At 68.9% G+C, this 24292-nt stretch carries 22 protein-coding genes and 1 pseudogene; 18 read left to right on the top strand and 5 right to left on the bottom strand.

The features are described 5' to 3' along the window. The 8 genes from VKA86_11070 to VKA86_11035 all read left to right on the top strand — a co-directional run. Positions 1-536, top strand: a 536-nt coding sequence (locus tag VKA86_11070; GenBank protein ID HKK71749.1) for a hypothetical protein, incomplete at its 5' end; no start/stop codon positions are given. Positions 537-727: 191 nt separating this feature from the next. Then, entirely contained in the window at positions 728-1642 is a 915-nt protein-coding gene (locus VKA86_11065) for an ABC transporter ATP-binding protein (protein HKK71748.1), read from the top strand. Then, a complete protein-coding gene (locus tag VKA86_11060) occupies positions 1642-2502 on the top strand; it encodes an ABC transporter permease subunit (protein HKK71747.1) in 861 nt (286 codons plus the stop codon). Before VKA86_11065 ends, VKA86_11060 begins: the two co-directional genes overlap by 1 nt. 35 nt (positions 2503-2537) lie before the next feature. Continuing rightward, positions 2538-3476 carry an ABC transporter ATP-binding protein gene (locus tag VKA86_11055; protein ID HKK71746.1) on the top strand — a complete coding sequence of 313 codons (939 nt, stop codon included), beginning with the start codon at positions 2538-2540 and terminating at the stop codon, positions 3474-3476. After that, positions 3473-4312: an ABC transporter permease gene (locus tag VKA86_11050; GenBank protein ID HKK71745.1), complete on the top strand. Its 840-nt coding sequence runs from the start codon at positions 3473-3475 to the stop codon at positions 4310-4312. The genes VKA86_11055 and VKA86_11050 overlap by 4 nt, the downstream gene beginning before the upstream one ends. A gap of 13 nt (positions 4313-4325) precedes the next feature. Beyond that, positions 4326-4961 (top strand): DNA-3-methyladenine glycosylase, encoded by a 636-nt coding sequence (locus VKA86_11045; GenBank protein HKK71744.1) that lies wholly within the window; start codon positions 4326-4328, stop codon positions 4959-4961. A gap of 79 nt (positions 4962-5040) precedes the next feature. Next, positions 5041-6567: a pitrilysin family protein gene (locus tag VKA86_11040; GenBank protein ID HKK71743.1), complete on the top strand. Its 1527-nt coding sequence runs from the start codon at positions 5041-5043 to the stop codon at positions 6565-6567. Then, positions 6557-8710: a pitrilysin family protein gene (locus VKA86_11035; GenBank protein ID HKK71742.1), complete on the top strand. Its 2154-nt coding sequence runs from the start codon at positions 6557-6559 to the stop codon at positions 8708-8710. The genes VKA86_11040 and VKA86_11035 overlap by 11 nt, the downstream gene beginning before the upstream one ends. Before the next feature lie 391 nt (positions 8711-9101). Here the strand turns inward: VKA86_11035 and VKA86_11030 are convergent, their stop codons facing one another. After that, positions 9102-10310, bottom strand: a complete 1209-nt coding sequence (locus tag VKA86_11030) for a sigma 54-interacting transcriptional regulator (protein HKK71741.1) — start codon at positions 10308-10310, stop codon at positions 9102-9104. Between the two features lie 111 nt (positions 10311-10421). Here VKA86_11030 and VKA86_11025 point away from each other — a divergent pair, with 111 nt between their 5' ends. Then, positions 10422-10691: a hypothetical protein gene (locus VKA86_11025; protein HKK71740.1), complete on the top strand. Its 270-nt coding sequence runs from the start codon at positions 10422-10424 to the stop codon at positions 10689-10691. Between the two features lie 4 nt (positions 10692-10695). Here VKA86_11025 and VKA86_11020 read toward each other — a convergent pair whose 3' ends face one another. The 4 genes from VKA86_11020 to pyrF are packed head-to-tail and all read right to left on the bottom strand — an operon-like array spanning position 10696 to position 14937. Next, a complete protein-coding gene (locus VKA86_11020; GenBank protein ID HKK71739.1) occupies positions 10696-11496 on the bottom strand; it encodes a hypothetical protein in 801 nt (266 codons plus the stop codon). After that, positions 11493-13529, bottom strand: a complete 2037-nt coding sequence (locus VKA86_11015; protein HKK71738.1) for a M15 family metallopeptidase — start codon at positions 13527-13529, stop codon at positions 11493-11495. The genes VKA86_11020 and VKA86_11015 overlap by 4 nt, the downstream gene beginning before the upstream one ends. Continuing rightward, positions 13519-14127: an orotate phosphoribosyltransferase gene (pyrE, locus tag VKA86_11010; protein ID HKK71737.1), complete on the bottom strand. Its 609-nt coding sequence runs from the start codon at positions 14125-14127 to the stop codon at positions 13519-13521. The genes VKA86_11015 and pyrE overlap by 11 nt, the downstream gene beginning before the upstream one ends. Before the next feature lie 57 nt (positions 14128-14184). Then, on the bottom strand, positions 14185-14937 hold the full coding sequence (gene pyrF, locus VKA86_11005) for an orotidine-5'-phosphate decarboxylase (protein ID HKK71736.1): 753 nt from the start codon (positions 14935-14937) through the stop codon (positions 14185-14187). A 167-nt stretch (positions 14938-15104) separates the two neighbouring features. Between pyrF and serS the strand changes: the two genes are divergently transcribed. The 9 genes and pseudogenes from serS to VKA86_10960 all read left to right on the top strand — a co-directional run bounded on the left by serS (position 15105) and on the right by VKA86_10960 (position 24119). After that, on the top strand, positions 15105-16388 hold the full coding sequence (gene serS / locus VKA86_11000; GenBank protein ID HKK71735.1) for a serine--tRNA ligase: 1284 nt from the start codon (positions 15105-15107) through the stop codon (positions 16386-16388). An 8-nt stretch (positions 16389-16396) separates the two neighbouring features. After that, positions 16397-17665 (top strand): HAMP domain-containing sensor histidine kinase, encoded by a 1269-nt coding sequence (locus VKA86_10995; GenBank protein HKK71734.1) that lies wholly within the window; start codon positions 16397-16399, stop codon positions 17663-17665. A 184-nt stretch (positions 17666-17849) separates the two neighbouring features. Next, entirely contained in the window at positions 17850-18254 is a 405-nt protein-coding gene (locus tag VKA86_10990) for a prepilin-type N-terminal cleavage/methylation domain-containing protein (protein HKK71733.1), read from the top strand. A gap of 111 nt (positions 18255-18365) precedes the next feature. Further along, positions 18366-19925, top strand: coding sequence for a response regulator (locus VKA86_10985; GenBank protein ID HKK71732.1), 1560 nt, complete (start codon positions 18366-18368; stop codon positions 19923-19925). 5 nt (positions 19926-19930) lie between these two features. Beyond that, on the top strand, positions 19931-20443 hold the full coding sequence (tsaE, locus tag VKA86_10980) for a tRNA (adenosine(37)-N6)-threonylcarbamoyltransferase complex ATPase subunit type 1 TsaE (GenBank protein ID HKK71731.1): 513 nt from the start codon (positions 19931-19933) through the stop codon (positions 20441-20443). Beyond that, positions 20431-21135: a tRNA (adenosine(37)-N6)-threonylcarbamoyltransferase complex dimerization subunit type 1 TsaB gene (gene tsaB, locus VKA86_10975; protein ID HKK71730.1), complete on the top strand. Its 705-nt coding sequence runs from the start codon at positions 20431-20433 to the stop codon at positions 21133-21135. Before tsaE ends, tsaB begins: the two co-directional genes overlap by 13 nt. A 2-nt stretch (positions 21136-21137) precedes the next feature. Further along, the gene (gene rimI, locus VKA86_10970) at positions 21138-21632 is read left to right on the top strand and encodes a ribosomal protein S18-alanine N-acetyltransferase (GenBank protein ID HKK71729.1); all 495 of its coding nucleotides are present in this window, start codon (positions 21138-21140) and stop codon (positions 21630-21632) included. A 122-nt stretch (positions 21633-21754) separates the two neighbouring features. After that, positions 21755-22564 (top strand): annotated as a pseudogene (gene accD, locus VKA86_10965) (acetyl-CoA carboxylase, carboxyltransferase subunit beta). A 223-nt stretch (positions 22565-22787) separates the two neighbouring features. Next, positions 22788-24119 (top strand): Mur ligase family protein, encoded by a 1332-nt coding sequence (locus tag VKA86_10960; GenBank protein ID HKK71728.1) that lies wholly within the window; start codon positions 22788-22790, stop codon positions 24117-24119. Positions 24120-24292: the final 173 nt, after the last annotated feature.

Below are 24292 nucleotides of genomic sequence, written 5' to 3'. Positions count from 1 at the left end.
AGGTCTTCTACACCGACATGGGCCGCGAGGTCTACGGGGGCGGCGGGATCATGCCCGACATCGAGATCGAGCCCTCGTTGCTCAGCGATTTCGAGGTCGCTCTAGAGCGTGACGCCACCTACTTCCACTTCACCAACGACTGGCTGGTCGACCACGATCACCCGGGTCGCGAGGCCTTCGAGTTCACGGACTCCATGTTCGAACGGTTCTGGACCCTGGCCCAGGAGCGCGAGGACCTGCCGGGCTACTTCGAGGACATGGAACTCGAGATGGGCCGCGAACTCTTCGAGGAGCACCGCGACGAGATCGCCGTGGGCGTACTGCGCGAACTGGAGCGCCGCGAGAAGGGCAACGCGGCGGCCTACCGCGTGAACATCGAGCGCGACGAGCAGGTCTGGAAGGTCGTCGACCTGCTGCGCGACAACCCCAGCCACGAAGAGCTGTTCCGCGCCGCCGAGGAGATGCAGAAGGAGCAGATCGCGGCCGCCGCGCGGGAAGCGGTCGAGGAGCAGGGGGAAGAGGCTTCGGTGAACTGATCCGAGGCCCGCCCCGGATCCGCGAGCCCCTGCCGGACACGGCGGGGGCTCGACCGTTTCCGGGCCATGCGTCCCCGCGGAGCGTGTGCTAGGCTGCGATTTCGTTGCAACGCGAAGCCGGGTTCCTGCGTCCTGCCTGGCAGCGACCCGGCGCGCCGCCGCCGTGTTCCCCGTCCCCGGGACCCGCGACGATGAAACCGATCATCGAGACCCACGGTCTGGTCCAGAGCTACGGTCCCAAGGTGGTCCTCCACGGGATCGACCTGAGCGTTCCTCCCGGTGCGGTGGGCCTGCTGGGTCCGAACGGGGCCGGGAAGAGCACGTTCCTGCGGAGCATCCTGGGTCTGTTGCACGTGGAGCCCGGTGCGGTCCGGGTGCTCGGACACGACGCCCGCGACGAGGCCCTGGCGATCCGTCGCCGGGTCGGCCTGGTGCCCGAGAGCGATTGTCTGATTCCCGGCATGAATGCGGTGGAGATGACCACCTACGCGGGTGAACTCGTCGGCATGAGCCACACCGACGCCAAGGAGCGCGCCCACCAGGTCCTCTACTACGTCGGGCTGGGCGAGGCCCGCTACCGCGAGCTCGAGAGCTACTCGCAGGGCATGAAGCAGCGCCTGAAACTGGCGCAGGCCCTCGTGCACGATCCCGACCTGCTCCTGCTCGACGAGCCGACGAACGGCATGGATCCTCCCGGGCGCGAGTCCATGCTCCAACTCATTCGGGACGTGAGCCACGGGCAGGGCATGAACGTCGTCCTGAGCACCCATTTGTTGCCCGACGTCGAGCAGACCTGCGACCACGTCATCGTACTCAAGGACGGGCGGGTTGCCGAGGAGAGGCCGGTGGAGCGGCAACTCATCGACGCCGGTCGTGTCTACGACCTGCGCGGGCGCGGCGATCTGGATGCCCTGGCGTCGATGCTCCGCGACCGCGGCCACGAGGTCGAGGCGATCCAGGACGGGCTGCGCGTCCGGCTCGCCGAGGGGCATCGCTCCGACGCGATCTTCGCCGTCCTGCGGGAACTGGGGGAGAGCGTGCAGGTGCGGCACTTCCTCGAGGCGGGGCGCTCGCTGCAGGACTCCTTCGTCGAGGCGGTGTCCTGATGCCGATCTACGAACAGGGATACCAGCGTTGGAACGGAGAGTTGCAGGAGCGCCCGCTGCGCTGGTGGCCGATCGTCCGTCAGGGCGTCATGGCCTACCTGCCCCAGCGCAAGTACCTGCTGCTGCTGGGTCTGGCCTGGATCCAGAAGATCTTCGACGGCGTGCAGGTCTACGGGCGCCTGAAGGGCGGTGAGGTCCTCGAGGGCCTGCTCGGCGCGCGTGTCGACGCCGGCATGCCCTTCTTCTGGGCGTCCATGGACAACTCGATGATCTGGGTGGTGATCTTCACCATCATGGTGGGCAGCGATCTGATCGCCGCCGATCGTCGCGGCAAGGCCCTGCAGCTGTACTTCTCGAAGCCGATCACCCGTAACGACTACATCGTGGGCAAGATCGGGGTCATCGCGACCTTCCTGCTGCTGACCACCTGGTTGCCGATCCTGCTGCTGTGGCTCTTCGCGGTCATGATCGAGCCCACGACGGCGTACTTCGCACGGGTGTGGTCGGTCCCCCTCTTGATGACGGTCTACAGCGTGCTCCTGGTGGCGACCGCGGGCATGATCATGCTGGCCGTCAGCGCCACCGCCCAGCGCTCGGTCTTCATCTCGGTCACGTGGATCGTCCTGTTCGGGTACGGCTTCGTTCCGGTGATCGAACTGGTGCAGGCGATCACGGGCTTCGAGGCGTGGAGCCTGATCAACATGGCCGGCAATCTGGGTCAGATCGGGGCCTGGTGGTTCGGGGCCGAGACCGGTTTCGACGTCCCGCCGGTCCTGGCCCTGGGGGCCGTGCTGGTGGGGATCGTGGCCGCCTACTGGTGGCTCCGCCGGAAGATCGAGCCGGTCGAGGTGGTCCTGTGAGCGTGCCGACGACGATGGGGCCCGAAACGCCGGTGATGCGACCCGGAACGGCCGTGCTCGAATGCGACGCCCTGACCCGCTGGTACGGACAGGTGATCGGCGTGAACTCCGTGAGCTGCACGGTGCATCCGGGGGTCACGGGGCTGCTGGGTCTGAACGGGGCGGGCAAGAGCACCCTGTTCAAGCTGATGGCCGGACAGCTGAAGCCGAGCAAGGGGCGTGTCCTGCTGCTCGGCCACGACCTCGCCCACGACATCGGTCTGTACCGATGGATCGGATTCTGCCCGGAGCAGGACGCCCTCTACGAGTCGATGACCGGCCGCGAGATGCTGGTCTACCTGCTGCGTCTGCACGGGCTGTCGCCGCGCGAGGCCGGCGCTCGGGCAGAGGGAGCGCTCGTCCGGACCCACCTGATCGACGACGCGGATCGCCCGGTCGGAGGCTACTCCAAGGGCATGCGGCAGAAGATCAAGCTCGCCCAGGCGATGGCCCACGATCCCGCGGTGATCTTCCTCGACGAGCCCTTCAACGGCATGGATCCCGTGAGCCGGCACGAGTCCATGGCGCTGATCCGCGAGCTGGGCGCCGAGGGCAAGTGCGTGCTGGTGAGCAGTCACATCCTGCACGAGGTCGAGCAGATGACCTCGACCATCCTGTTGATCCAGAACGGCAGGATCCTCGCCGAGGGAAACGTCAGTGACATCCGGGACCTGGTCGAGCGCCACCCGCACCGGATCGCGATCGAGACCGACGACGCCCGGGCACTGGCGGCGATCCTGATCGGGGCCGAGGACGTCCTCGGGGTCCGGGTGGAGGCGCCGACGCGGCTGATCGTCGAATCGAACCACCCGCGCCTGTTCTTCGGCCGACTCCCCGAGGTCGCTCTCGACGGCGGTGTGCCCATCCGCGGCTACGTGACCGAGGACGACGACCTGAAGAGCCTGTTCGAGTACCTCGTGGAGGACGGCTCATGAGTGCACCCCCGCTGAACGCGGATCGTCCGATCCCGGCTCCGGTTCCCTTCGGGACCGTCTTCCAGCTGGTCTTCGCGCAGGCCGTGCGGGACCTCGTGCGGCGGCGTCGACTGCTGTTCATCGCCTTCGCCGGTCTGGCCCCGTTGCTGCTCACGTTGCTCTGGCGCAACGGAGCCACCGAGGTCCTCGACGCCTCGGCCTTCTTCTCGAACCTCGTGGGCACCCTGTACCTCAGCATCCTCGTGTACCTGGTGGGTCTGGCCTTCGGGGTCCCGACCATCCACGACGAGGTCGAGGGGCGCACGATCACCTATCTGCTGACCCGGCCGATCAGCCGGGTGGCGGTGTACGCCGGCCGCCTGGCGGCGGTGCAGGTGCTCGCGGCGGTCTTGCTGGCGTTGTCGCTGGTCCTGTGCTTCGCCTTCATGGTCGTGGGCGATTTCGGTGTGGTCGACGTCCACTTCGTGAAGCAGTACGTCAACCACGTGTGGATCGTGCTGCTGGCCACCATGGTCTTCACGGGCCTGTTCGCGATCTTCGGGGTCGTCTTCAAGCGACCACTCGTGTGGGGGGTGGCGTACGCCTTCGCCTGGGAGGGCGTGGTCTCGAAGATCCCCGGCCAGATGCAGACCTGGACCCTGGAGTTCCACGTCCGCAACGTGATGATGCGCGACGAGGACGTGCAGGGCTCGATGATCGAGTTCCTCCGGCAGATGATGGTCGAGAATCCCGACGTCTCGCCGTGGGTGTCGACCGGGCTCCTCCTGGTCGCGCTGGTGGCCTTCTCGATCATCGGCGGGCTCGTCTTCGGCCGCCGCGAATACGTGGTCAACTGACGGATTGTTGTTGATGTCTGGAACGAGAAGGCTGGGGCGCGCCTTCTTCGCGCGACCGGTGACGGACGTGGCGCGCGATCTCGTCGGCGTGGAGCTGCGCTCACGCGTCGACGGACGCCGGGTCCGGCTGCGGACCGTCGAGGTCGAGGCCTACCTGGGGCAGGGCGAGGACCCCGCCAGTCACGCCCACCGCGGTCCCACGCCCCGCAATCGGAACATGTTCGCAACACCCGGACACTTGTACGTGTATGTGTCGTATGGTCTGCACCACTGCCTGAACGTGGTCTGCGAAGCCCGCGGCACGGCCGGCGCGGTCCTGCTGCGCGCGGCGGAGCCGATCGAGGGAATCGACGTCCTCCTGTGGCGTCGAGGACGTTCGGGCTACGAACTGACCAACGGACCGGGTAAGCTGGGGCAGGCTCTCGGGGCCGACCTCTCGTGGGACGGTCTCGATCTCGTTCGTGATCCTCGGCTGGGACTGTGGCCAGGATCCGCGCCCGCGGAGATCGCGGAGAGTGGTCGGATCGGGATCCGGCACGCGGCCGAGCGGCCGCTGCGGTTCTTCGATCCGGAAAGCCGGTGGGTGTCCCGTGCGCGTCCGTCCGACGGGATCCGTCGAAATCGCGTCACCGGACCTCGCACCGAATGAACCCTGGACAATGACCGACTCCGAAATCTCGCGCACTTCTCCGCCCCCCGTCCAACCCGCAACCCGCAAAGGAGGGGCCGTGCACCGCAACGTGCTGGCCACGCTCTCCCTGCTCCTGCTGTGTCTGCTCGTGGTCCCCGCGGCCCAGGCGCAGGACCTGGAGCAACTCGAGAGCGAAGTCGAAACCTTCACGCTCGACAACGGACTCCGGTTCGTCGTCGTCGAGCGACCCGGAGCTCCCGTCTTCACCTACTTCGCCCAGGTGGGCGTCGGGGGTGTGAACGAGGAACAGGGCCGGACCGGTCTGGCCCACATGTTCGAACACATGGCCTTCAAGGGAACCGACGAGATCGGGACCGAAGACCACCGTCGCGAGAAGAAGGCCATGCGGAAGGTCGACGAGGCCTACGCCGCCCTGATGGAGGCCCGCCGCGACCGTGACGCGACCCAGTCCGAGATCGCCGAACTCGAGGAGGCCTTCGAGGACGCCCAGGACGAGGCCCGCGAGTACGTCGTGGCCAACCAGTTCGGCAACATCATCCAGAAGAACGGTGGCACCGGGCTGAACGCCTCGACCGGCTACGACGTGACCACCTACTTCTACCAGCTGCCCAGCAACAAGCTCGAGCTGTGGGCCTACCTCGAGAGCGAGCGTTTCATCAACCCCGTCATGCGCGAGTTCTACACCGAGCGCGACGTGGTGATCGAGGAGCGCCGCATGCGCACCGACAGCTCGCCGGTGGGACGTCTGCTCGAGGAGTTCCTGGCCATGAGCTACCTCGCGCATCCCTACGGCCGTCCGCTCGTCGGCTACCAGAGCGACCTCGACAACTTCACCCGCCAGCAGTGCCTGGAGCTGTACGATCGCTACTACGTGCCGAGCAACGTGGTGATCGGCCTGGTCGGCGACCTGAAGGTCGACGACGTGAAGGACCTCGCCGAGGAGTACTTCGACGACTGGGAGGAGGGCCCGGAGCCTCCGCGCGTGATCACCGAAGAGCCGCCGCAGCGCGGCGAGCGTCGTGTGGCCCTGCGTGACCCCGGTCAGCCCTTCCTGATCGTGGGTTACCACAAGCCCGACATGTTCCATCCCGATGCTCCCGTGTTCGACGTGATCACCGAGATGATCGCGAACGGGCGGAGCAGCCGTCTGCACCAGCGCCTGGTGAAGGACGAGAAGAAGGCAGTGGCGGTGGGTGCCGTCACCCAGCTCCCGGGCGAACTCTACCCGGGTCTGTTCATCAACTTCGTCGTGCCGGCCCAGGGCGTGACCGCCCTCGAGTGCGAGCAGGCGGTGCTCGAGGAACTCGACCGGCTGAAGGACGAACCCGTGAGCGCCGAGGAGCTGGAGGGCGTGAAGACCCGCATGAAGGCCAACTTCGTGCGGCAGGTGCGCAGCAACTTCGGCACCATCAGCACGGTGGTCCAGGCCGAGCTCTTCGAGGACGACTGGCGTCAGGGGCTCGTCTACCCCACGGAGATCGACGCGGTGACCGCGGCCGACATCCAGCGGGTGGCGCGCGAGACCTTCGTCGAGAAGAACCGTAACGTGGCGTACATCCTCACCGAGGACGCCGAGCAGGAAGGAGCCACCGATGCGCGGTGACCTGTCCCGAGGCTCCCTCGCGGGAGTCCTGATGCTGTTGGTGGCCCTGTCGATCGTTCCGTCCGACGCGACGGCGAAGGAACCCTGGGAGCGCTTCGACTTTCCCGAGCTGGGCGAGGTCGAGATCCCCGACTACGAACGCCACGTGCTCGAGAACGGGCTCACCGTGTTCCTGCTCGAGGATCGGAAGTGGCCGCTGGTGGAGGGCCGGATCATGGTCCGCACCGGCAGCGCCTTCGAACCCGCCGAGAAGGTCGGTCTGGCGTCGGTCACCGGAAACGTGCTGAGAACCGGTGGCACCGAGACCATTCCCGCCGACGAGCTCGACATGACGCTCGAGCGCATGGGCGCCTACATCGAGAGCAGCATCGGCAACACCTCGGCATCGATCAGCTTCAGCTTCCTCACCCGTACCGCGGATCGGGGACTGGAGCTGGTGGCCGACGTCGTGCGTCGTCCCGCCTTCGCGCAGGACAAGATCGACGTGGCGATCGAGGGCGAGCGGGCGAGCGTGGCCCGGCGCAACGACGATCTGAACGGCATCGTGGCTCGTGAGCTGCGGCAGGCCGTGTGGGGCGACGCTCATCCCTACGCCCGGGACACCGAGTACGCCACGCTCGAGGCGATCACCCGCGACGACGTCGTGGAGTTCTACGAGTACTTCTACCATCCCGACAACATGATGATCGCGGTGTGGGGTGACATCGATTCCGACGCCATGCTGGCCCGGATCGAGGAGCGCTTCGGCGACTGGCCGGCCGGTCAGCCGATGGTTCCGCCGTTCCCCAACGAACCGAACGAAGAACAACGCAAGCGCGTTCTCGTGGCCAACAAGGAGGACGTGAACCAGACACGCTTCTCGATGGGCCACATCGGAATGCGGGCCGACGATCCGGACTACTACGCCATGAGTGTGGCGAACCGGATCCTCGGTGGCAGCTTCGGCGATCGTCTGTTCAACGAGGTCCGGACCAAGCGTGGTCTCGCCTACAACGTGGGCAGCAGTGCCGGCGTGGGCTTCTCGACGCCGGGCATGTTCCAGGCCTACTGCGGGACCAAGAGCTCGTCCACCGAGGAAGCGGTGGGGGTGGTCCTCGAGACGGTGCAGACCATGCGTGAGGAACCCGTCGGCGATCAGGAACTCCGGGACGCCAAGAACGGACTGCTCGAAGCCGACGTCTTCAACTACGTCAACCCCGAGCAGGTCCTGCAGCGGAAGATGCGCCTGGAGTATCTGGGCTATCCGGACGACTTCCTCGAGACCTTCAACGACGAGGTCCGTGCGATCGGCACCGATGACGTCCTGTCGGTCATGAAGCGACGCGTGCATCCCGACGAGTTCGCGATCGTGGCCGTCGGCAAGACCGAGGACTGGGATGGTGACCTGAGCAGCTTCGGTCCGGTCGAGGAGCTGGACATCTCGATCCCCGAGCCCGAGGGTCCTGAGTTCCCCGAGCCCACCGACGAGACGGTCGAGAAGGGCCGCGCGATCCTGGCCGCGGCCCAGGAGGCCCACGGCGGGCCGGCCCTGACCGACCTGACGTCGATGAAGCGCACGTCGGCCATGAACATGAAGGTCCAGGGCATGGCGCTGGACATCACGCTCACCGAGACGGTGGTGTTCCCGGATCGGGCACTCACCGAGATCGAGACCCCCTTCGGCGGGCAGACCATGGCCGTGGGGCCGGAGGCCGGTTGGGCGAAGTCCCCGCAGGGCATCGTCGACATGGATTCCGAGACCTACGCGTCGCAGCAGCGCGAGATCATCGGTGATCCCCTGTACGTGCTCGGGCACTTCGACCAGTTCCCGGTGCAGCAGCTGCCGCCCGAGGACATCGACGGCGCTGCGACCGACGTCGTGCTGGTCTGGATCGACGAAGACGCGGACAAGTGGAAGAAGTTCTACTTCGATCCGTCGAGTCACGTGCTCCTGCGCACGCAGAGCAAGCAGCGCAACATGATGACCCAGGTCATGGGTATCGGACACGTCGACTACAGTGGCACGAAGGCCGTCGGCGGGATCATGGTTCCGCACGAGCAGATCGGCTACTTCGACGACGAGAAGCTGTACGACCTCACGGTCGAGTCGATGGAGGTCGGTCCGACCATCGACATGTCCGTCTTCGAGAAGCCCGCTTCCTGAGCGGACCTTCCGTGAGCGAGCCCCCGCTCCGGGGGACGAAACGGCGGAGGTCCGGTCCCGGACCTCCGCCTTCGACGTGCCGGCCGCGTCCCGCCGCGCGCCCACTGGATACGGCGAAGGGCCCGGGACATCCGTCCCAGGCCCTTCGAGAGTTCAAAGGCGAGCCGCCGTAGAGGCTGTCCCGGATTACTTGAACGTGGTTAGCCGAACCGAGTGGCCAAAAAGGCAGCCCGCCTGGAAAAGACCGTAACAGAGGTGGAACAAGGGGTGCAAGGGGAAAACCTCGGGCACGGTAGGAAAGATGCCCACCGTCTGCAGTGGGAGGCCTGAGCGGCCCCGACCATCAAAGCATTTTTCATCATGCCCTTACGCGCGCATTCGGCTCGATCGATCACTCGCTGTCCTCGTCCCAGATCCGGTCGAAGAGCTCGTGCAGGGCCCGTTCGGAGGTGCTCCGACTCTCGCCCTCCGAACGGCGCGTCCCGATCCAGGTGCGCAGGGCCCGCGCGAAGACGTCGTCCGAGGACGGGGTCGGCGCCTCGCGCAGTGCGGACCGCACGAGATCGGCGTCGATCGTGTCCGAGGCCGACAGCCGGCAGCGTTGCAGGACGTGGTCGAGTTCGCGCACGTTGCCGGGCCAGGCGTGGGCCCGCAGCGCTTCGACGGCCCCAGCGGTCAAAGCCGGGACTGGCTCGCCCGCCCGCGCCAGCAGCTGCCGGGCGAGTACGGGAAGGTCCTCCGGACGCTCGCGGAGTGGCGGAACACGGATGGTGGCCCCGGCCAGACGGTGATAGAGGTCCTCGCGGAAACGGCCGTGGGTGATCTCGTGGCCGAGGTCGCGCTGCGTGATCGCCAGGACGCGCGCACGCAGGGGAACGTGCTCGGTGCCGCCGACCGGCTGGAACGAGCGCTCCTGCAGCACGCGCAGGAGGCGGGCCTGGACCGGCAGGGGCAGCTCTCCCACTTCGTCGAGGACGAGTGTCCCCGCGCCCGCCTGGGCCAGCCGGCCCGGCCGGTCGCGGACCGCGTCGGTGAAGGCCCCCCGGACATGACCGAAGAGCTCGCTCTCGACGAGGTCGTCCGGGACCGCGCTGGCGTCGATCACGACGAAGGCATCGTCCGCCCGTGGGCCGCGGTCGTGCAGAGCTCTCGCGACGACCTCCTTGCCGGTCCCGCTCTCGCCGGTGACGAGAACGGGGAGGTCCACCGGGGCCAGTCGCTCGATCCGCACCTCCACCTCGGTCAGACCGCCGGCGTGGACCGGTTCCGCCCGGCTCGTCGCCGGGGGTGCCGAGGATTCTGGAGGACCCTGCAGGTGCTCGACGAGTTCGGCGGGTCCGGTGTCCGCCGGGAGGATCTCCGCCCCGGGCAGCGGGTCGGTCGGGGCGCCCAGCACCATCACCCGGGCGGGACGGATCCGGCCCGTGCGGAGCGCGTCGAGGAAGGCCTCGCTGCCGGTGTCGATCAGCAGGACCGCCGTCTCCCCGGCGGCCTCGGCCGGCTGCGCGATCACCCGCACGTCGAATCCGGCGGTCTCCAGGCCCCGGCGCAGGGCCAGCCGCGTGCGCGGGCGTGAGTGGTGCAGCGTCACCTCCGGCACGTGTGCCCCCTCGACTGGAACCCGCGCGTGGTCCCCTGCGTCCTGATATCCGGGTGGCGGACACGGCTGCGTGGTCGCCGAGCCCTGCGTCCCCCGTCGAGGAGGTCCACCGTGATCGATGCCCTGGCCGTTCTGATCGGAATCGGACTCCTGGTCACCGTCGTCACCGTGATCGGCGCCGTCCTCCACCTGGTGTTCGGACTGCTGCTGTTGCCCCTCGAGATCGCCGCGTGGCTGCTCAAGGCCGTTCTCGCGCTGGCGATCGGCGTGGTGGTCATGGCATTGGTGGTTCCCGCGATGGTGGCCTTCCTGCCCGTCGCCATCGTCCTGGGAATCCTGGCCCTGCCCGTGCTCGTGCTGATGAGCGCCTGCGCGCTCTGAGCCCTCACGGCTGCCCCCACGGAAGAGGACCGTCGGTCGCCTCGAAGTCCTCGATCCCGGCCACGCGGGCCAGGGTCGGGGCGACTCGCAGATCGTGCACGGCCGCGGGCCACGGTCCGTCGCCGGCCCCCCAGGCGAGAACCACGGCAGCGTCGCGATCGTCGTCGATCTCACGGTGACCGACCGCGGCGCGCCCCTCGGTGAACGACCAGCCCGGTTCGGCCACCAGCACCGCGGGCAGATCCGGCCCGTGCCACGAGCGCAGGCCGTCGCCCTCCAGGAGACGCTCGACCCCGGGGGTCGCCAGCAGGGCGGCGCGCTCGGCGGGACCCGGAGCGCGGTCGACGGCGGCCATCGCGCCGCCACTGCAGATCGCGGCCCGTTCCAGGGCGGGCATCCGGTCCACCCGGGCGAAGGCGGGCCCGCCGGTGATCACCACGGGCACACCGGACGACCGCAGCCGGACGATGTGGGCGTTCACCTGCACCGAGGCCTTGCGTTCGGCTTCCGAGCCGAACCCGTCGACCAGCAGGGCCCTGGCGATCGCGTCGTCCACCTCGTGTTCCACGGCGCCCGTCGCATCGACACGCTCCCCGCCGAAATGGTCGCTGACGTGCAATCGGCCGTGCTCGCGCGGGGTCCGGCCCGTGAGCAGCGTGGCCTCGAGACTGGCGATCGAGAACGGGAAGGTCGCCACCAGTTCCGCCCGCCGGTCGGGCGGGTCGTCGACGGTCACCCGCAGCCAACCGGTGTCGAGGTGTCGGCGGGCCAGGCCGGGAACCATGAGATGGTGGACGGCGGTCATCGTCGGTCGCCTCTCGCTCGTTCTCGGTCGGGACGGTAGCGGTAGTGCCACGGCTCCGGACGGTAGCCGGTGCGGCCCTGGTTCGCCTCGGTGTAGCTGCGGACGAATCCGAAGTCCTCGGCGTGACGGGCCAGCCAACGGCCCTCGGGCGTGTCGCCGAAGGAGGGTTCGACCGCGTGGTCCAGAGCGGCGTCCGCGAAGTCGACGGTCGTTCCGAGCTGGTGTTCGCTGGTTCCGGGTTCCGCCACCCAGCGTTGATCGGGTCCGTGGCGCTCGATCGCTCGCTCGTACAGCCGTTGCTGACGGCCGTAGGAACGGTACGCACTGATGACCCGCAGCTCGACACCGTCTCCGCGCGCGGCGGTCACCAGGCGCTGCAGGGCACGGCCGGTGGCCGGGGTGACCTCGAGTCCCGGCCGCGAGGCGGGAGGCACGGGGAGTTCGACCAGGGAGTCGGGAACGTCGGTCGCCGCGAGCTCGAGCGGCTCCGGAACGTAGATCGGATCCGCCCCGACCGGCACCCGTTCGGCGCGCTGTCCGTCGAGCGCGACGACCCGGGCGGGTCCGTGGGTCTCGATGGGGTGCTCGCCGAGCCACTCGCTCCATTCGGGACCGATCCAGGGGCCGTCGGTGCCCAGGAGAAGGACCATGGCGTCGGTTCCCTGCAGGCCCGGATGCGTGCGCAGGGCGGCGAGAACCGTGGGATCCTCGGGAACGAAGACCGCCGGGCGGCGGGCCCGCCACGCCAGGACCGCGGCATCGGTGAACACGGGAGCGGTGCGGGTGCCGGCGCCGGCCATGGCCACCACTGCGGCGTGCGGCGGGTCGAGGGCGGCGGGGGTCACCCCGGTGATCTCGCTGCCCGGGCGCGGGCTCGCACCGAGCGGGACGATCCAGGGGAGGAGGATCGCGACCAGACCGACGGGGACCCCGACCCACGCAGGCCGCCACTCGGCGAGACGGACGAAACCCGCGCCCGCCCAGATGCAGGCCACCGGCAGTACGGGAACGAGCAGCCTCGGATCGTGAGCGACCGTGCTCACCGCGGCGAAGGCGGCCAGCCCGAGCACGGCGTCGCGGGCGGCGAGTCGGGGGTCGCGGCTCGCGCCCAGCAGGGCCAGTCCGACGAGTGGCCAGGCGAGCCATCCGTCCAGGTGCAGCGCCTGTTCCTTGAGGTTCCAGGCCCAGTGGTACAGCCACGCCCCCGTGTGCTGCGTGATCACCGACGCGTTCGGGACGGGATCGAGGGTTCGGTAGGGGCCGAGACCACCGGCGTCGAAGAGGGACTTGGCCAGCTCGGCCTGGCTCTGCAGCGGCTGGAGGGGCGTGCCGATCGTTCGCCCGGCCTCGAGGTACCAGATCACGCCTCCGGTCACCGCCAGGACCCCCGTGACGGCCAGGCCCGCCCGCGAGGTCCGGCCCCAGCGCGACAGCCAGGCCAGGCCTGCGTACAGCCAGCCGATCGGGTGCAGCCAGGGCATCAGGGCCAGGGCGAGTCCGAGCAACAGCCAACCCCCGGGACCGGACCCGGTCGCATTCCACGTCCACACGAAGACCAGGAGCAGGGCGATCCAGATCTCGGGTCCGCCGCCCCACAAAGCGCGGACGGTGGCGAAGCTGGCGACGAGTGCGAGCGCGGCGAAGGCGCCCGCTCCGGGACCGAGGCTCCGATCCCCGGCCAGGGTCACCAGGGGCACCAGCGTCAGGAGACCCAGGGCCGCGACCCACACGCCGGCCGCGTCACCGGCCCCCAGCCGCAGGGCGGGGGCGATCAGCGCGGGCCACAGCGGCGGCCGCGTCGCGTTCTCGGGCGGGATGCGCTCGCTTCCCTGGAAGGCGAAGCGCAGCGGATAGGAAACCAGGGGCCGTGCCCCCTCGCCCTCGATCAAGTGGTGGGCGCGCCCCAGGTAGTCGTAGCGATCGGAGTTCGCCGGAACCGGGGTGCGGGTCGCCCACGACACGGCGGCGGCGGTGGCGGCGATCGCGAGGGCGATGAGGACGAGCGAACGCAGTCCGCTGCCCTCAGACGGCATGGCGGCTGCCGGGCGACTCCAGCTCGACGCCGCCCTCGCACAACGGGCAGGCGTCGGGATCGTAGGTCGCGACCTCCATCTGGACCAGCGCGTGGACCGGGACGTCGATCGAGACGTCGGCCTCGCGACGGTCGACGATCACCCCGAGTCCGATCACGGTGGCGTCGTGGTCGTCCACCGTCCGACGGATCTCGCTGAAGGAGGTGCCGCGCGTGAGGACGTCGTCGACGATCAGGACGTTCTCGCCCTTGAGGATCTCGAACCCACGGCGCACCGAGAAGCCGTCGTCCTTGCGTTCGGCGAAGACGTGTCGTCGGCCGAGCCCACGGGCGACTTCCTGGCCGAGCACGACTCCCCCCACGGCGGGGGAGACCACGACGTCGATCTCCAGTTCGTCGAAGCGTTCGGCGAGCAGACGTCCGACCTCGAGCGCGAGTCCGGGGTACTGCAGCAGACGTGCGCACTGGAAGTAGCGGTCGCTGTGGCGTCCGCTGCTCAGGCGGAAGTGTCCCTCCAACAGGGCGCCGACCTCGCGCATGCGGGGCAGGACGTCCTCCACCTGCAGGTGGTCCGCGAAGGAAGGGTCCTCGGACTTCATGCTGCGACCTCCGGCCGTCGGCGCGGGCTGGGATCCATCGCCCGGGAAACCGCCAGCCTACTGCGCACCGGCGACCTCGTCCAGAATCGCGCGCAGGGCGTCGCGGGGGACGTCGGCGCGGGTGATCGGCCGACCGATCACGAGGAAGTCGGCGCCGTCGGCGATCGCGCGCGCGGGGGTGGCCACGCGCGACTGGTCCTGACTCTCGGCCCCGGCCGGGCGGATGCCGGGGATCACCAGCAGGGGCTCGTGTCCCACGGTGCGGCGCAACGCGGCCACCTCGTGGGGGCTCGCGACCAGTCCGTCCAGACCGGCGTCGATCCCGAGCCGGGCCAGACGCGCCACTTCGACCGAGGGGTCGGCGTCGCGGCCGAGGACCTCGCCGAGTCCCGCCGCGTCGAAGCTCGTCAACACGGTCACGCCCAGCAGCGCCGTTCGCGAACCACGCGGGCCCGACGTCGCACTACGGCGGGCGGCCTCGGCCCCCGCGCGCAGGGCCACCGTTCCGGCCGACGTGTGGACCGTCGCCAGCTCGGCGCCGATCGCCGACAGCGACTCCACCGCCGAGCCCACGGTGTTGGGGATGTCGTGCAGCTTCAGGTCGACGAACACGTGCAGCCCCATGCTCACCAGTCGTCGGACGAGGTCCGGCCCCTCGGCGCCGAAGAGCTGCAGGCCGACCTTGACCCACGCGAGCTCGGGGCGTAGCTGATCGGCCAGGCGCAGCGCCCGGTCCTGGTCCGGCAGGTCCAGCGCCAGGATCACCCGCCGGGTGGGATCGGTCTCGCGCAGGGGATGGAGGGCGGTCATCGCATCTCGCTCCGGACGGGGACGGTGCTTGCCGGCGGTCGTGGCGGTCGCTACCGTTGGGCGCCCGCCGGATCGTCGTGTCGATCCCGGGCTCCGACGGTAGGCGCGGGCCGAGGCCCCGGCAACCGGATCGGGCCTCAAGATACCATCAGCCCTCGGTCTCCATCATGCTCGACCGCAAGTTCATCCGGGAACACTCCGACCGCGTGCGGCAGGCCATCGCCGACAAGAACGAGACGGCCGATCTCGACGCCTTCCTCGCGCTGGAGGCGGAGCGAAGGCAACTGCTGGTCGACGTCGAGTCGCTGCGTTCGAAGCGCAACGAGGCGAGCGAGGCCATCGGCCGGGCGAAGAAGGCCGGCGAGGACGCCGGCGAGGCGATCGCGGCCATGCGCGAGGTCGGAGGAAGGATCAAGGAGGGCGAGCAGCGACTGACGGCCATCGACGAGGAGCTCGCGGCGCTCGAGGAGCGCTTTCCCAACCTGCCCGACGACGACGTTCCCCGTGGGGGCGAGGAGGACAACGAGACCGTCTCCACCTGGGGAGAGCCGCGCGAGTTCGACTTCGAGCCGCAGCCGCATTGGGACCTGGCCAACGCGATGGGGCTCATGCACAACGACGCGGCCGCGGCCATGAGCGGCAGCGGTTTCAGCGTTCTCACCGGTGACCTGGCGCGGCTCGAGCGCGCGCTGATCAATTGGTTCCTCGACGTGCACGTGGCCGAGCAGGGCTACGTGGAGATCAACGCGCCCTATCTGGTGCGCGACCACGCGGTCGCCGGCACCGGACAGCTCCCCAAACTGGCCGACGACATGTACCGCACCGACGTCGACGGGCTGTGGTTGATCCCGACCGCCGAGGTCTCGATCACGAACCTGCACCGCGAGCAGATCCTCGAGCCCGGGTTGCTGCCGCGGCGTTACGTGGGTTTCTCCCCCTGCTTCCGCCGCGAGGCGGGCAGTGCGGGCAAGGACACGCGCGGAATCCTCCGCATGCACCAGTTCCACAAGGTGGAGATGGTGCGCTTCACCACCGACGACCGCAGCGACACCGAGCACGACGAACTGGTCCGCGACGCCGCAGTGCTGCTCGAACGCCTGGACCTACCCTACCGTGTGGTGAAGCTCGCGAGCGCCGATCTGAGCTTCGCGGCGGCCAAGTGCTACGACCTCGAGGTGTACAGCCCCGGAGTCGACGCCTGGCTCGAGGTGAGCAGCTGCAGCAACTTCCGCGACTTCCAGGCGCGCCGGGCCGGAATCCGCTACCGTCCCGAGCGCCAGGCGAAGCCGCGTTTCGCACACACACTCAACGGCAGCGGACTGGCCCTGCCGCGGGTGATCATCGCCGTTCTCGAGAACTACCAGACCAGCGACGGGACGGTGGTCGTGCCCGATGTCCTGCGTCCCTACATGGCCGGCGTCGACGTGATCCGCGGCCGTCGGGCCGACTAGGGGTTCCGATGCCTGCCACCCGCTGGCTGTTCCGGCGCACGCGCCTGCGCGGCATCCTGCTGCTGGGTCTGGTCGTGATCGGCGTGTCGATCGGAGCCTACACGGTCTACGTGACCGGCGAGGTCGAGCGGCAGGCCGAACTGACCACACGCCTGGTGGCGACCATCGCGGGTCCGGTCCTCTTCTCGGAGACTCCCGACCTCGAGGAGATGGAACGCCTGCGCGACGTCGTCGACGAGGTCGCGTTCCCCTTCGTCTTCACCGACCGCGACGGTCGCCCCTACATCTGGAACGAGCGACAGGTCGGTGTTCCTCTTCCCGAGAGTCTGGGGGCGATCCGGCAGGCCGATCTCGAGAACCCCGAGGATCCGGGTCTCCGGCGCGTGCTCGAACTGGTCGACGAGTTCGATCGCGACCGCGAGCCCATCCCCCTGTACGGCCCCGGCGGTGGGAACGTCGTCGGTTTCCTGCACTACGGTCCCAGCCGGCTGACGACCCAGCTGGTGTGGATGCCCTGGCTCGAGGCCCTGTTGATCCTGTCGTTCATGGGCGCGGTGCTGATCGCCTTCCGCAATCTGAAGAGCAGCGAGCAGCGCAGTATCTGGGTCGGGATGGCCAAGGAGACCGCGCACCAGATGGGCACTCCCCTCACCAGCCTGAACGGCTGGCTCACCATCCTGCGTGACCCCGAGTCACGCACGGCGGCGGTCGAGCGCGAACCGGGCGGGCTGGACCGGGTCCTCCACGAGATCCAGGAGGACGTGGACCGTCTGGGGAAGGTGTCGTCGCGTTTCAGTCAGATCGGGAGTCGGCCGCGCCTGCAGCCGGGCCAGGTCGACGAGGTGTTGCAGAAGACCGTCGAGTACCTGCGAGCACGGCTGCCCCACCTGGGCAAGCAGGTGGTGATCGAGACGCGGATCGAACCGGTGCCACCGGTCCCGGTCAGTGAACCCCTCCTCGACTGGGCGATCGAGAACCTGCTGAAGAACGGCCTCGACGCGATCGACAAGGACCAGGGCCGGCTGGAACTCGTGTGTCGTCACGACGCCGATGCGGAGCGGATCGAGATCCTCGTGTCGGACAACGGACGGGGCATGCCGTCCTCGGTGCAGCAACGCATCTTCGACCCCGGCTTCAGCACGAAGCAGCGGGGCTGGGGCATGGGTCTCGCCCTGGTGCGCCGTATCGTCGAGGAGGTCCACGCAGGGCGGATCGACGTCGTCCACAGCGTCGAAGGGGAGGGGAGTACCTTCCGTCTCTGGTTGCCACTCGACTGAACCCCGTCCCGCGTCGCGGAACGGAGGGTGCCGGGGCCCGGTTGCGGCGAATGGCGAGTGCCTCGCGGCCGCGACCGGGAGCGGGCGGGAGCGACGCGGAGCCACCCGGAGCCCGGTCGTCCCGGCACGGACCGTGCTCGATCCGGGTTCGTTCCGGTCGTCCGCCGGAGCGGGGGAGGAATCGATGAGCTCGCCGCCACGGGTCTCCGCGACGTCCACCGGGCCGTCTCATGACTCCGGTTTCACGCTCCTGGAACTCATGTTGATCATGTCGATGATGGGCCTGCTCATGCTCATGGCCTTCGCCGGCATGGCGAACTTCAGGACCTACGCCATGCGCACGTCCTGCGTGTCGCAGCAGCGCAATCTGGTGACTCCGGGGCTCCTGTACGGGTTCGAGAACGGGATCGCGAACCAGGACGTCAACGCCGAGGTCCTGCTGACCGCCAACATGATCCCGCAGCACCTGTGCAACTGTCCGTCCACCGAGAACAACGACTCGAACGACTACACGCTGGTCTACCTGCACGGGGAGCTGGCCGACGTGACGTGCAATCCGATGGGGGCCCTGCACCCCTATCACCGCTGATCCTCCTTCGATTCCGATTCGATCGGCGCGCGGCCCGTGTGGGACCGCGCGCCTTTCTTATATTCCCGGTGCGTCCCTGACGACTCGCCTCCACCACGCCCGGGAGACTCCATGAGCCGACGCCGCATCCTGTGGGCCGACGACCAGATCGAAGAGCTGCGCAGCCACATCCTCTTCCTCGAGGGCAAGGGCTTCGAGGTGGTCGGCGCCAGCAACGGCGACGACGCGCTCGACCTCATGCGGAACCAGGCCTTCGACGCCGTTCTGCTCGACGAGATGATGCCCGGGCGCGGAGGCCTCGAGACGCTCGAGGGGATCCGCGACCTCGGCGCGTCGATGCCGGTGATCATGATCACCAAGAGCGAGGAGGAACAGCTGATGGACCGGGCCCTCGGTCGGAGGATCAGCGACTACCTCGTCAAACCCGTCAATCCCACCCAGATCCTGATGGCCCTGAAACGGGCACTGGACACGACACGGATCACCGAGGAGCAGGTCACGCAGCAGTATCTGCAGTCCTTCGGACGTGCCGCGATGGAACGCACGGAGGCGCGCACCTTCGAGGAGTGGGCCCGGATCTTCGACCGCATGGTCGACTGGGACCTCGAGCTGAATCGTCTGAAGGACCCGGAGCTGGCGCAGATGCACGTCGACCAGATGCGCGACGCCAACGCGGAATTCTGTCGATTCGTCGAGAGGAACTACGCCGATTGGATCGCCGGCGGTGACGACGCGCCCACGATGAGCCACCAGCTCCTCGAACGCTACGTCGAGCCGCACCTGCGCCAGGGCAAGCGCGTGGTCCTGTTCGTGATCGACTGCATGCGCCTCGATCAGTGGAAAGCCATCGAACACGTGCTCGATCCCTACTACTCGATCCAGCCCGAGCTCTACTGCGGGATCGTGCCCACTGCGACGCCCTTCGCCCGCAACGCGATCTTCTCGGGTCTGCTGCCCCGCGAGATCGCGAAGCGTCATCCACAATGGTGGCGGGGCAGTGCGCAGGAGGAGCGCAGCAAGAACGCCTTCGAGAAGGAACTGCTGCAGGAGCAGCTCAAACGGCGGGGACTCGGCGACGTCCGCTCGCACTACTTCCGTACCTTCGACATCGCCGACACCGAGCAGCTGCGCAAGAAGGTTCCCACGCTGAAGAACGCCGGTCTGATCGCCGCAGTGGTGAATTTCCTCGACATTCTCGCGCACGGCCGCAGCCACAACGACCTGTTGCAGGAACTCGCGCCCGACCAGGCGGCCTTCCGCAGCGTCATGCGGTCGTGGTTCGAGCACTCGGCGTTGCTCGACCTGTTGCGCGACATCGCGGCGTGGGACGACACGGTGGTCGTCATCACCACCGATCACGGTGCGGTGCAGGTGCGCAAGGCCGCCGTGGTGAAGGCGAACCGGGATGCCTCGACGAACGTCCGGTACAAGTACGGCGACAATCTGAACCTGGGCCATCGGGACGACGCGATCGACGTGCGCGACCCCGAGAGCTACGGGCTGCCGCGCGACAGTCCGATCCAGAACTACGTGCTCGCACGCGACTACAACTTCTTCGTGTACCCCACCAACCAGAACGAGTACGCGCGCCAGTACACGGACAGCTTCCAGCACGGTGGGGTGTCCCTGGAGGAGATGATCGTTCCCGTGGTCACCCTGCGAACGCGGTGAGGGCGATGAGCCGAGACGACGGACGGATCGTGGCGGTCGCGCCGGACACCGAAGCGACGGCGGCGATGGCGGGTGCGTTGGCCGATCTGCTCCGGCCGGGCGACGTGCTGTGCCTGGACGGCGACCTGGGGGCCGGCAAGACCACCTTCGTGGCTGCCCTCGCCGAACACCTGGGGGCCGAGGACCCCGTGGTCAGCCCGACGTTCACGCTCGAGAATCGTCACGTGCTCACGCCCCGTGTGGCCGGGGCCCCCCAGTGGTTGGCCCACTACGACCTCTACCGCCCCGGTGAGGACGCCCGCCGCGACCTGTTGCCCTCGATGCTCGAGGCGCGCGACGAAGGCGCGATCGTGGCCGTCGAGTGGCCTGCGGCGGTGCGGGACTGGCTGACCCCGCGGCTGGACCTCCGCTTCGCCGTCGAGGGTCCGGACGGTCGCCGGATCGGTCTGCGGCCGGAACCTTCGGACTGGCCCCGGCGCGCGAACCTGCTCGAGGCGTGGAGGCGGTGGCTCGTGTGATGCGGCGCCTGGCGATCGACACCACCGGCCGCGGGGGCTCCGTGGCCATCGCTCGCGACGAGACCGTGGTCGCCGAGCGTGTCCACGACGAGGCCCAGGGCTACGCCGAGCACCTGTTCGGCCTGCTCGACGGTGCTCTGGCCGACGCCGGGGCGGCGCGCTCCGACGTCGACGAGATCCTCGTGGTGTCCGGGCCCGGCAGCTTCACCGGCCTTCGGATCGGCGTCATGACTGCGAAGACCCTGGCCCGTGCCACCGGATGGACCCTGCGCGCCGCGCCTACGCTGGGTCTGATCGCGACCGCGGCCTCGGAGCCGTCCCTCGCCGTGGCGCCGGCCGGCGGGGGACACGTCTGGGTGTCGAGCGTCGACGACGCCGCCCGCGCGCGACCCGACGATCCGATCCGGCGGGTGGCGGTCGAGGACCTCGATCCCGGAGACCGGACCCTGCTCTGTGCCGACTCCGCGACCGCCGGCCTCATGGCGGCGACCCAGGAAGTCCGTGTGCAGACTACGGATTCCCTCGCCCGGCTCCTGCTGCGCGCCGCCGCGCACGGTCACCCCGTGGTCACCGCCGAGGATCCGGTGTCCTTCGTGCCCGAGTACGTGAGCCCGAGCCAGGCCGAGCGCGTGCACGGGGTCGATCTGCGGGAGGAGTTGTCCCGTCCGATCCGGCCCCGGGGCTGGACCTGATCGTGGACGTCGAGACCCGCCCGGCCACTCGCGGCGACCTCGAGGCGATCCTGGCGGTCGAGCGGGCGTCGTTCCCGGCGCCCTGGAGCCGCGATGCTCTTGCCGCCGAATTGCAGGGAGATCCGCGCCGGATGCCCATGGTGGCGGTCCACGCCGGGAAGGTCGTGGGGTTCGCCCTCGTGTGGGTGATCGCCGACGAGGTGCATCTGGTGAACCTGGCGGTTCTTCCCGACCACCGCCGTCGAGGAATCGCCCAGCAGCTCCTCGACGCCGTGCTCGACACCGAGGCGGGCCGCCGGGCGGCGATCATGACGCTCGAGGTGAGGGTGGGCAATGACGAGGCCATCGCCTTCTACCGCCGCAACGGCTTCGTCGACGTGGCCTTCCGGCCCCGTTACTACCCCGACACCCACGAGGACGCCCTGGTCATGCTCAAGCCGCTGCGCGAGCGGCGAGCGGACCCGGGCGGGCGGGGGTCGGGCCCGGGGCGAAACTGATTGTCGGCGTCGGAGCGCTTCTCTACATTGGAACACTTGGATCCGGCCCCGGCATTCTCCCCGGTGGGCGGGGCAGGCGGAAGGAGCTCCTGTTGAGCTGGCTGACTCGTGCCCGCAAGGGCATCAACATCTTCCAGAAGGCGCCCGAGAACGGTCAGGCGGCGCGTCGTCCCGAGATCCCCGAGAATCTCTGGAACAAGTGCCCCAGCTGTGGAGACCTCTGCTACCACAAGGAGCTGGCGAACAACCTGTGGGTCTGCTTCCAGTGCGGATACCACTACCCGATCGACGCCATGCTCTACTTCGACCTGCTGCTCGATCCGGGCACCTTCGAGGAGACCCACAAGGGCCTCGTGAGCGTCGATCCGCTCCACTTCCGCGACAGCAAGAAGTACCGGGACCGCCTGAAGGCCTCGCGAGCCAAGACCGGTCGCGAGGACGCGGTGATCACCGGACTGGGTCGCATCGACAACATGCCGGTGTCGGTGGCCGTCATGGACTTCAAGTTCATGGGCGGCAGCATGGGCTCGGTGGTGGGCGAGAAGATCGCCCGCTGCATGAAGGACGCGGTCACGAACGCCATCCCGCTGATCATCGTGTGCCGCAGCGGGGGCGCTCGCATGCAGGAGTCGATCCTGTCGCTCATGCAGTTGGCCAAGACCAGCGCCATGCTCGCACGTCTGGCCGAGGCGCGGCTGCCGTACCTGGCGATCCTCACGCACCCGACCACGGGTGGGGTCACGGCGAGCTTCGCCATGCAGGGCGACCTGATCCTGGCCGAGCCGAAGGCACTGATCGGCTTCGCCGGGCCGCGCGTGATCCAGCAGACGATCAACACGGACCTGCCCGAGGGTTTCCAGACCAGCGAATTCCTGCTCGAGAAGGGCTTCGTCGACCGGATCGTCCACCGCAAGGACTTCCGTCGGGAGATCGGCGAGACCTTGCGCTTCTGCTGGCGCGACGCTCCGGCTCCCGCCGAAGTGCCGGAACCGGTGGAGGCCCTCCCCGACGACGAGGCCGAGTCCGGCGAGACGGAGGCGCTCCCCGCGAAGGGCCAGGCGGAATCCGATGAAGAACCACCGGTCGAGCCCCCGCGGGCCTGACTCCATCGACATCGACACGCTGCGACCGCCGTTCGCACCGACGGACGCGGCGGTGGAGTGGCTGTTCCGTCTGCAGCGCCTCGGGATCCGACCGGGTCTCGACGCCATCCGGGAATTGCTCGAAGCCATGGGGCGTCCCGATCGGGCCTTCCCGTGCGTGGTGATCGCCGGAACCAACGGCAAGGGTGGGGCGGCCACGGCTCTGGCCGCTTTCTGCCGCGCGGCGGGACTGCGGACCGGACTCTACACGAGTCCACATCTGCTCGACGTGCGCGAGCGGATCGTGGTCGACGGCGAGCCGATTCCGACGCAGGAACTCTTCGGTCTGGTCTCACGCCACCGGTCGCGCATCGAGAGCACGCGGACCACCTTCTTCGAGTCGACCACCGCGCTCGCCCTGGACCACTTCGCCCGCTGCCAGGTCGACGTGGCCGTGCTCGAGGCCGGTCTGGGTGGGCGCCTCGACGCGACGAACGCGGTGCGCAAGGAGGCCGTGGTCCTCACCAGCATCGGTCGCGACCACGAGGAACTGCTCGGCGGTTCGCTCGAGAGCATCGCGCGTGAGAAGCTGGGTCTGGCCGTGGCCGACGTGCCCTTCTACCTGCACGACCTCGACGATCCTGCGATCCAGGCCCTCGCCGAACGCGTCCTGGATCGAGTGGGTGCGCAGCGGGTCGGGGTGGGCGAACTGGCCGACCTGATGACCGACGACGGCGACCTCCGTGGCCTCGACACCGACGGGACCCTGCAGCGGTCGCAGGTGCGGTCGATGCTCGCCGTCTACCGCGATCTTCACCGTCGGATGCGCTGGCCCGAAACCGCGCTGGACCGTGCGCTCCCCGGGCTGCGCCTGCCCGGTCGCTACGAAGCATGGGGGCGCGATCCGCGGCTGGTGCTCGACACCGCCCACAACGAATCCGCCCTGCGCGCCACGTTGCACCAGTGGCGTGACGAGGGTTCGCGGGCCACCCGAGTGCTGGTCTTCGGAGCCAGCCAGGGCAAGTCGATCGACGGCGTCTTCGGTGACCTGGCCGCCAGCGCGCGGACCGTGCTGGTGACCTCACCGCACTGGTACCGGGCCCGCCCGGCCCCCGAGTTGGCGACGGCCATCCGCCGTGCGGCCGACGAGCGCGGGCTCGAGGTCGAGATCGTGGTCGAGGGGACGGTCCGGGCGACGCTCGAGGAGGCGCGCCGGCGGGCTCGCTCGATGTCCCCGGCCGGTCCGGCGCCTTCGATCCTCGTGCTCGGCTCGCACTTCCTGGTGGCCGAGGCCCTCGATCGTCTGGGCGTCGACGATCTCTGGCAGCAGGACCGCACGCCGCTGTGGGACGCAGGTCTTCCCCTGCGGCAGCGGCCGGCCGGTTCGACGGAGGCGGTGATCTGAATGTCCTGTGTCGGCGTCGACATCGGGGGGACGAACACCAAGCTGGTCCGGATCGAGGACGGCGAGGATCCGGTGGCGCGGCACGAGGTGGCGACGCCGCGCGAGGTCGAGGCCTACGAGCACACGCTGGCCGGAGCAGTCGCAGCCGTGGCCCGCGGCGGCTCCCCGATCGA

Source organism: Candidatus Krumholzibacteriia bacterium (assembly GCA_035268685.1).
Taxonomy (GTDB): domain Bacteria; phylum Krumholzibacteriota; class Krumholzibacteriia; order JAJRXK01; family JAJRXK01; genus JAJRXK01.
This window is presented reverse-complemented; position numbering and strand designations above follow the sequence as displayed.

Coding starts and splice junctions, on each gene's coding strand:
- VKA86_10985 (HKK71732.1), top strand. CDS start 18,366: ATGAGCCGACGCCGCATCCTGTGGGCCGACGACCAGATCGAAGAGCTG.
- VKA86_11065 (HKK71748.1), top strand. CDS start 728: ATGAAACCGATCATCGAGACCCACGGTCTGGTCCAGAGCTACGGTCCC.
- VKA86_10995 (HKK71734.1), top strand. CDS start 16,397: ATGCCTGCCACCCGCTGGCTGTTCCGGCGCACGCGCCTGCGCGGCATC.
- pyrE (HKK71737.1), bottom strand. CDS start 14,127: ATGAAGTCCGAGGACCCTTCCTTCGCGGACCACCTGCAGGTGGAGGAC.
- VKA86_11020 (HKK71739.1), bottom strand. CDS start 11,496: ATGACCGCCGTCCACCATCTCATGGTTCCCGGCCTGGCCCGCCGACAC.
- VKA86_11060 (HKK71747.1), top strand. CDS start 1,642: ATGCCGATCTACGAACAGGGATACCAGCGTTGGAACGGAGAGTTGCAG.
- VKA86_11035 (HKK71742.1), top strand. CDS start 6,557: ATGCGCGGTGACCTGTCCCGAGGCTCCCTCGCGGGAGTCCTGATGCTG.
- serS (HKK71735.1), top strand. CDS start 15,105: ATGCTCGACCGCAAGTTCATCCGGGAACACTCCGACCGCGTGCGGCAG.
- tsaE (HKK71731.1), top strand. CDS start 19,931: ATGAGCCGAGACGACGGACGGATCGTGGCGGTCGCGCCGGACACCGAA.
- pyrF (HKK71736.1), bottom strand. CDS start 14,937: ATGACCGCCCTCCATCCCCTGCGCGAGACCGATCCCACCCGGCGGGTG.
- VKA86_10990 (HKK71733.1), top strand. CDS start 17,850: ATGAGCTCGCCGCCACGGGTCTCCGCGACGTCCACCGGGCCGTCTCAT.
- VKA86_11050 (HKK71745.1), top strand. CDS start 3,473: ATGAGTGCACCCCCGCTGAACGCGGATCGTCCGATCCCGGCTCCGGTT.
- VKA86_11055 (HKK71746.1), top strand. CDS start 2,538: ATGCGACCCGGAACGGCCGTGCTCGAATGCGACGCCCTGACCCGCTGG.
- VKA86_11045 (HKK71744.1), top strand. CDS start 4,326: ATGTCTGGAACGAGAAGGCTGGGGCGCGCCTTCTTCGCGCGACCGGTG.
- VKA86_11015 (HKK71738.1), bottom strand. CDS start 13,529: ATGCCGTCTGAGGGCAGCGGACTGCGTTCGCTCGTCCTCATCGCCCTC.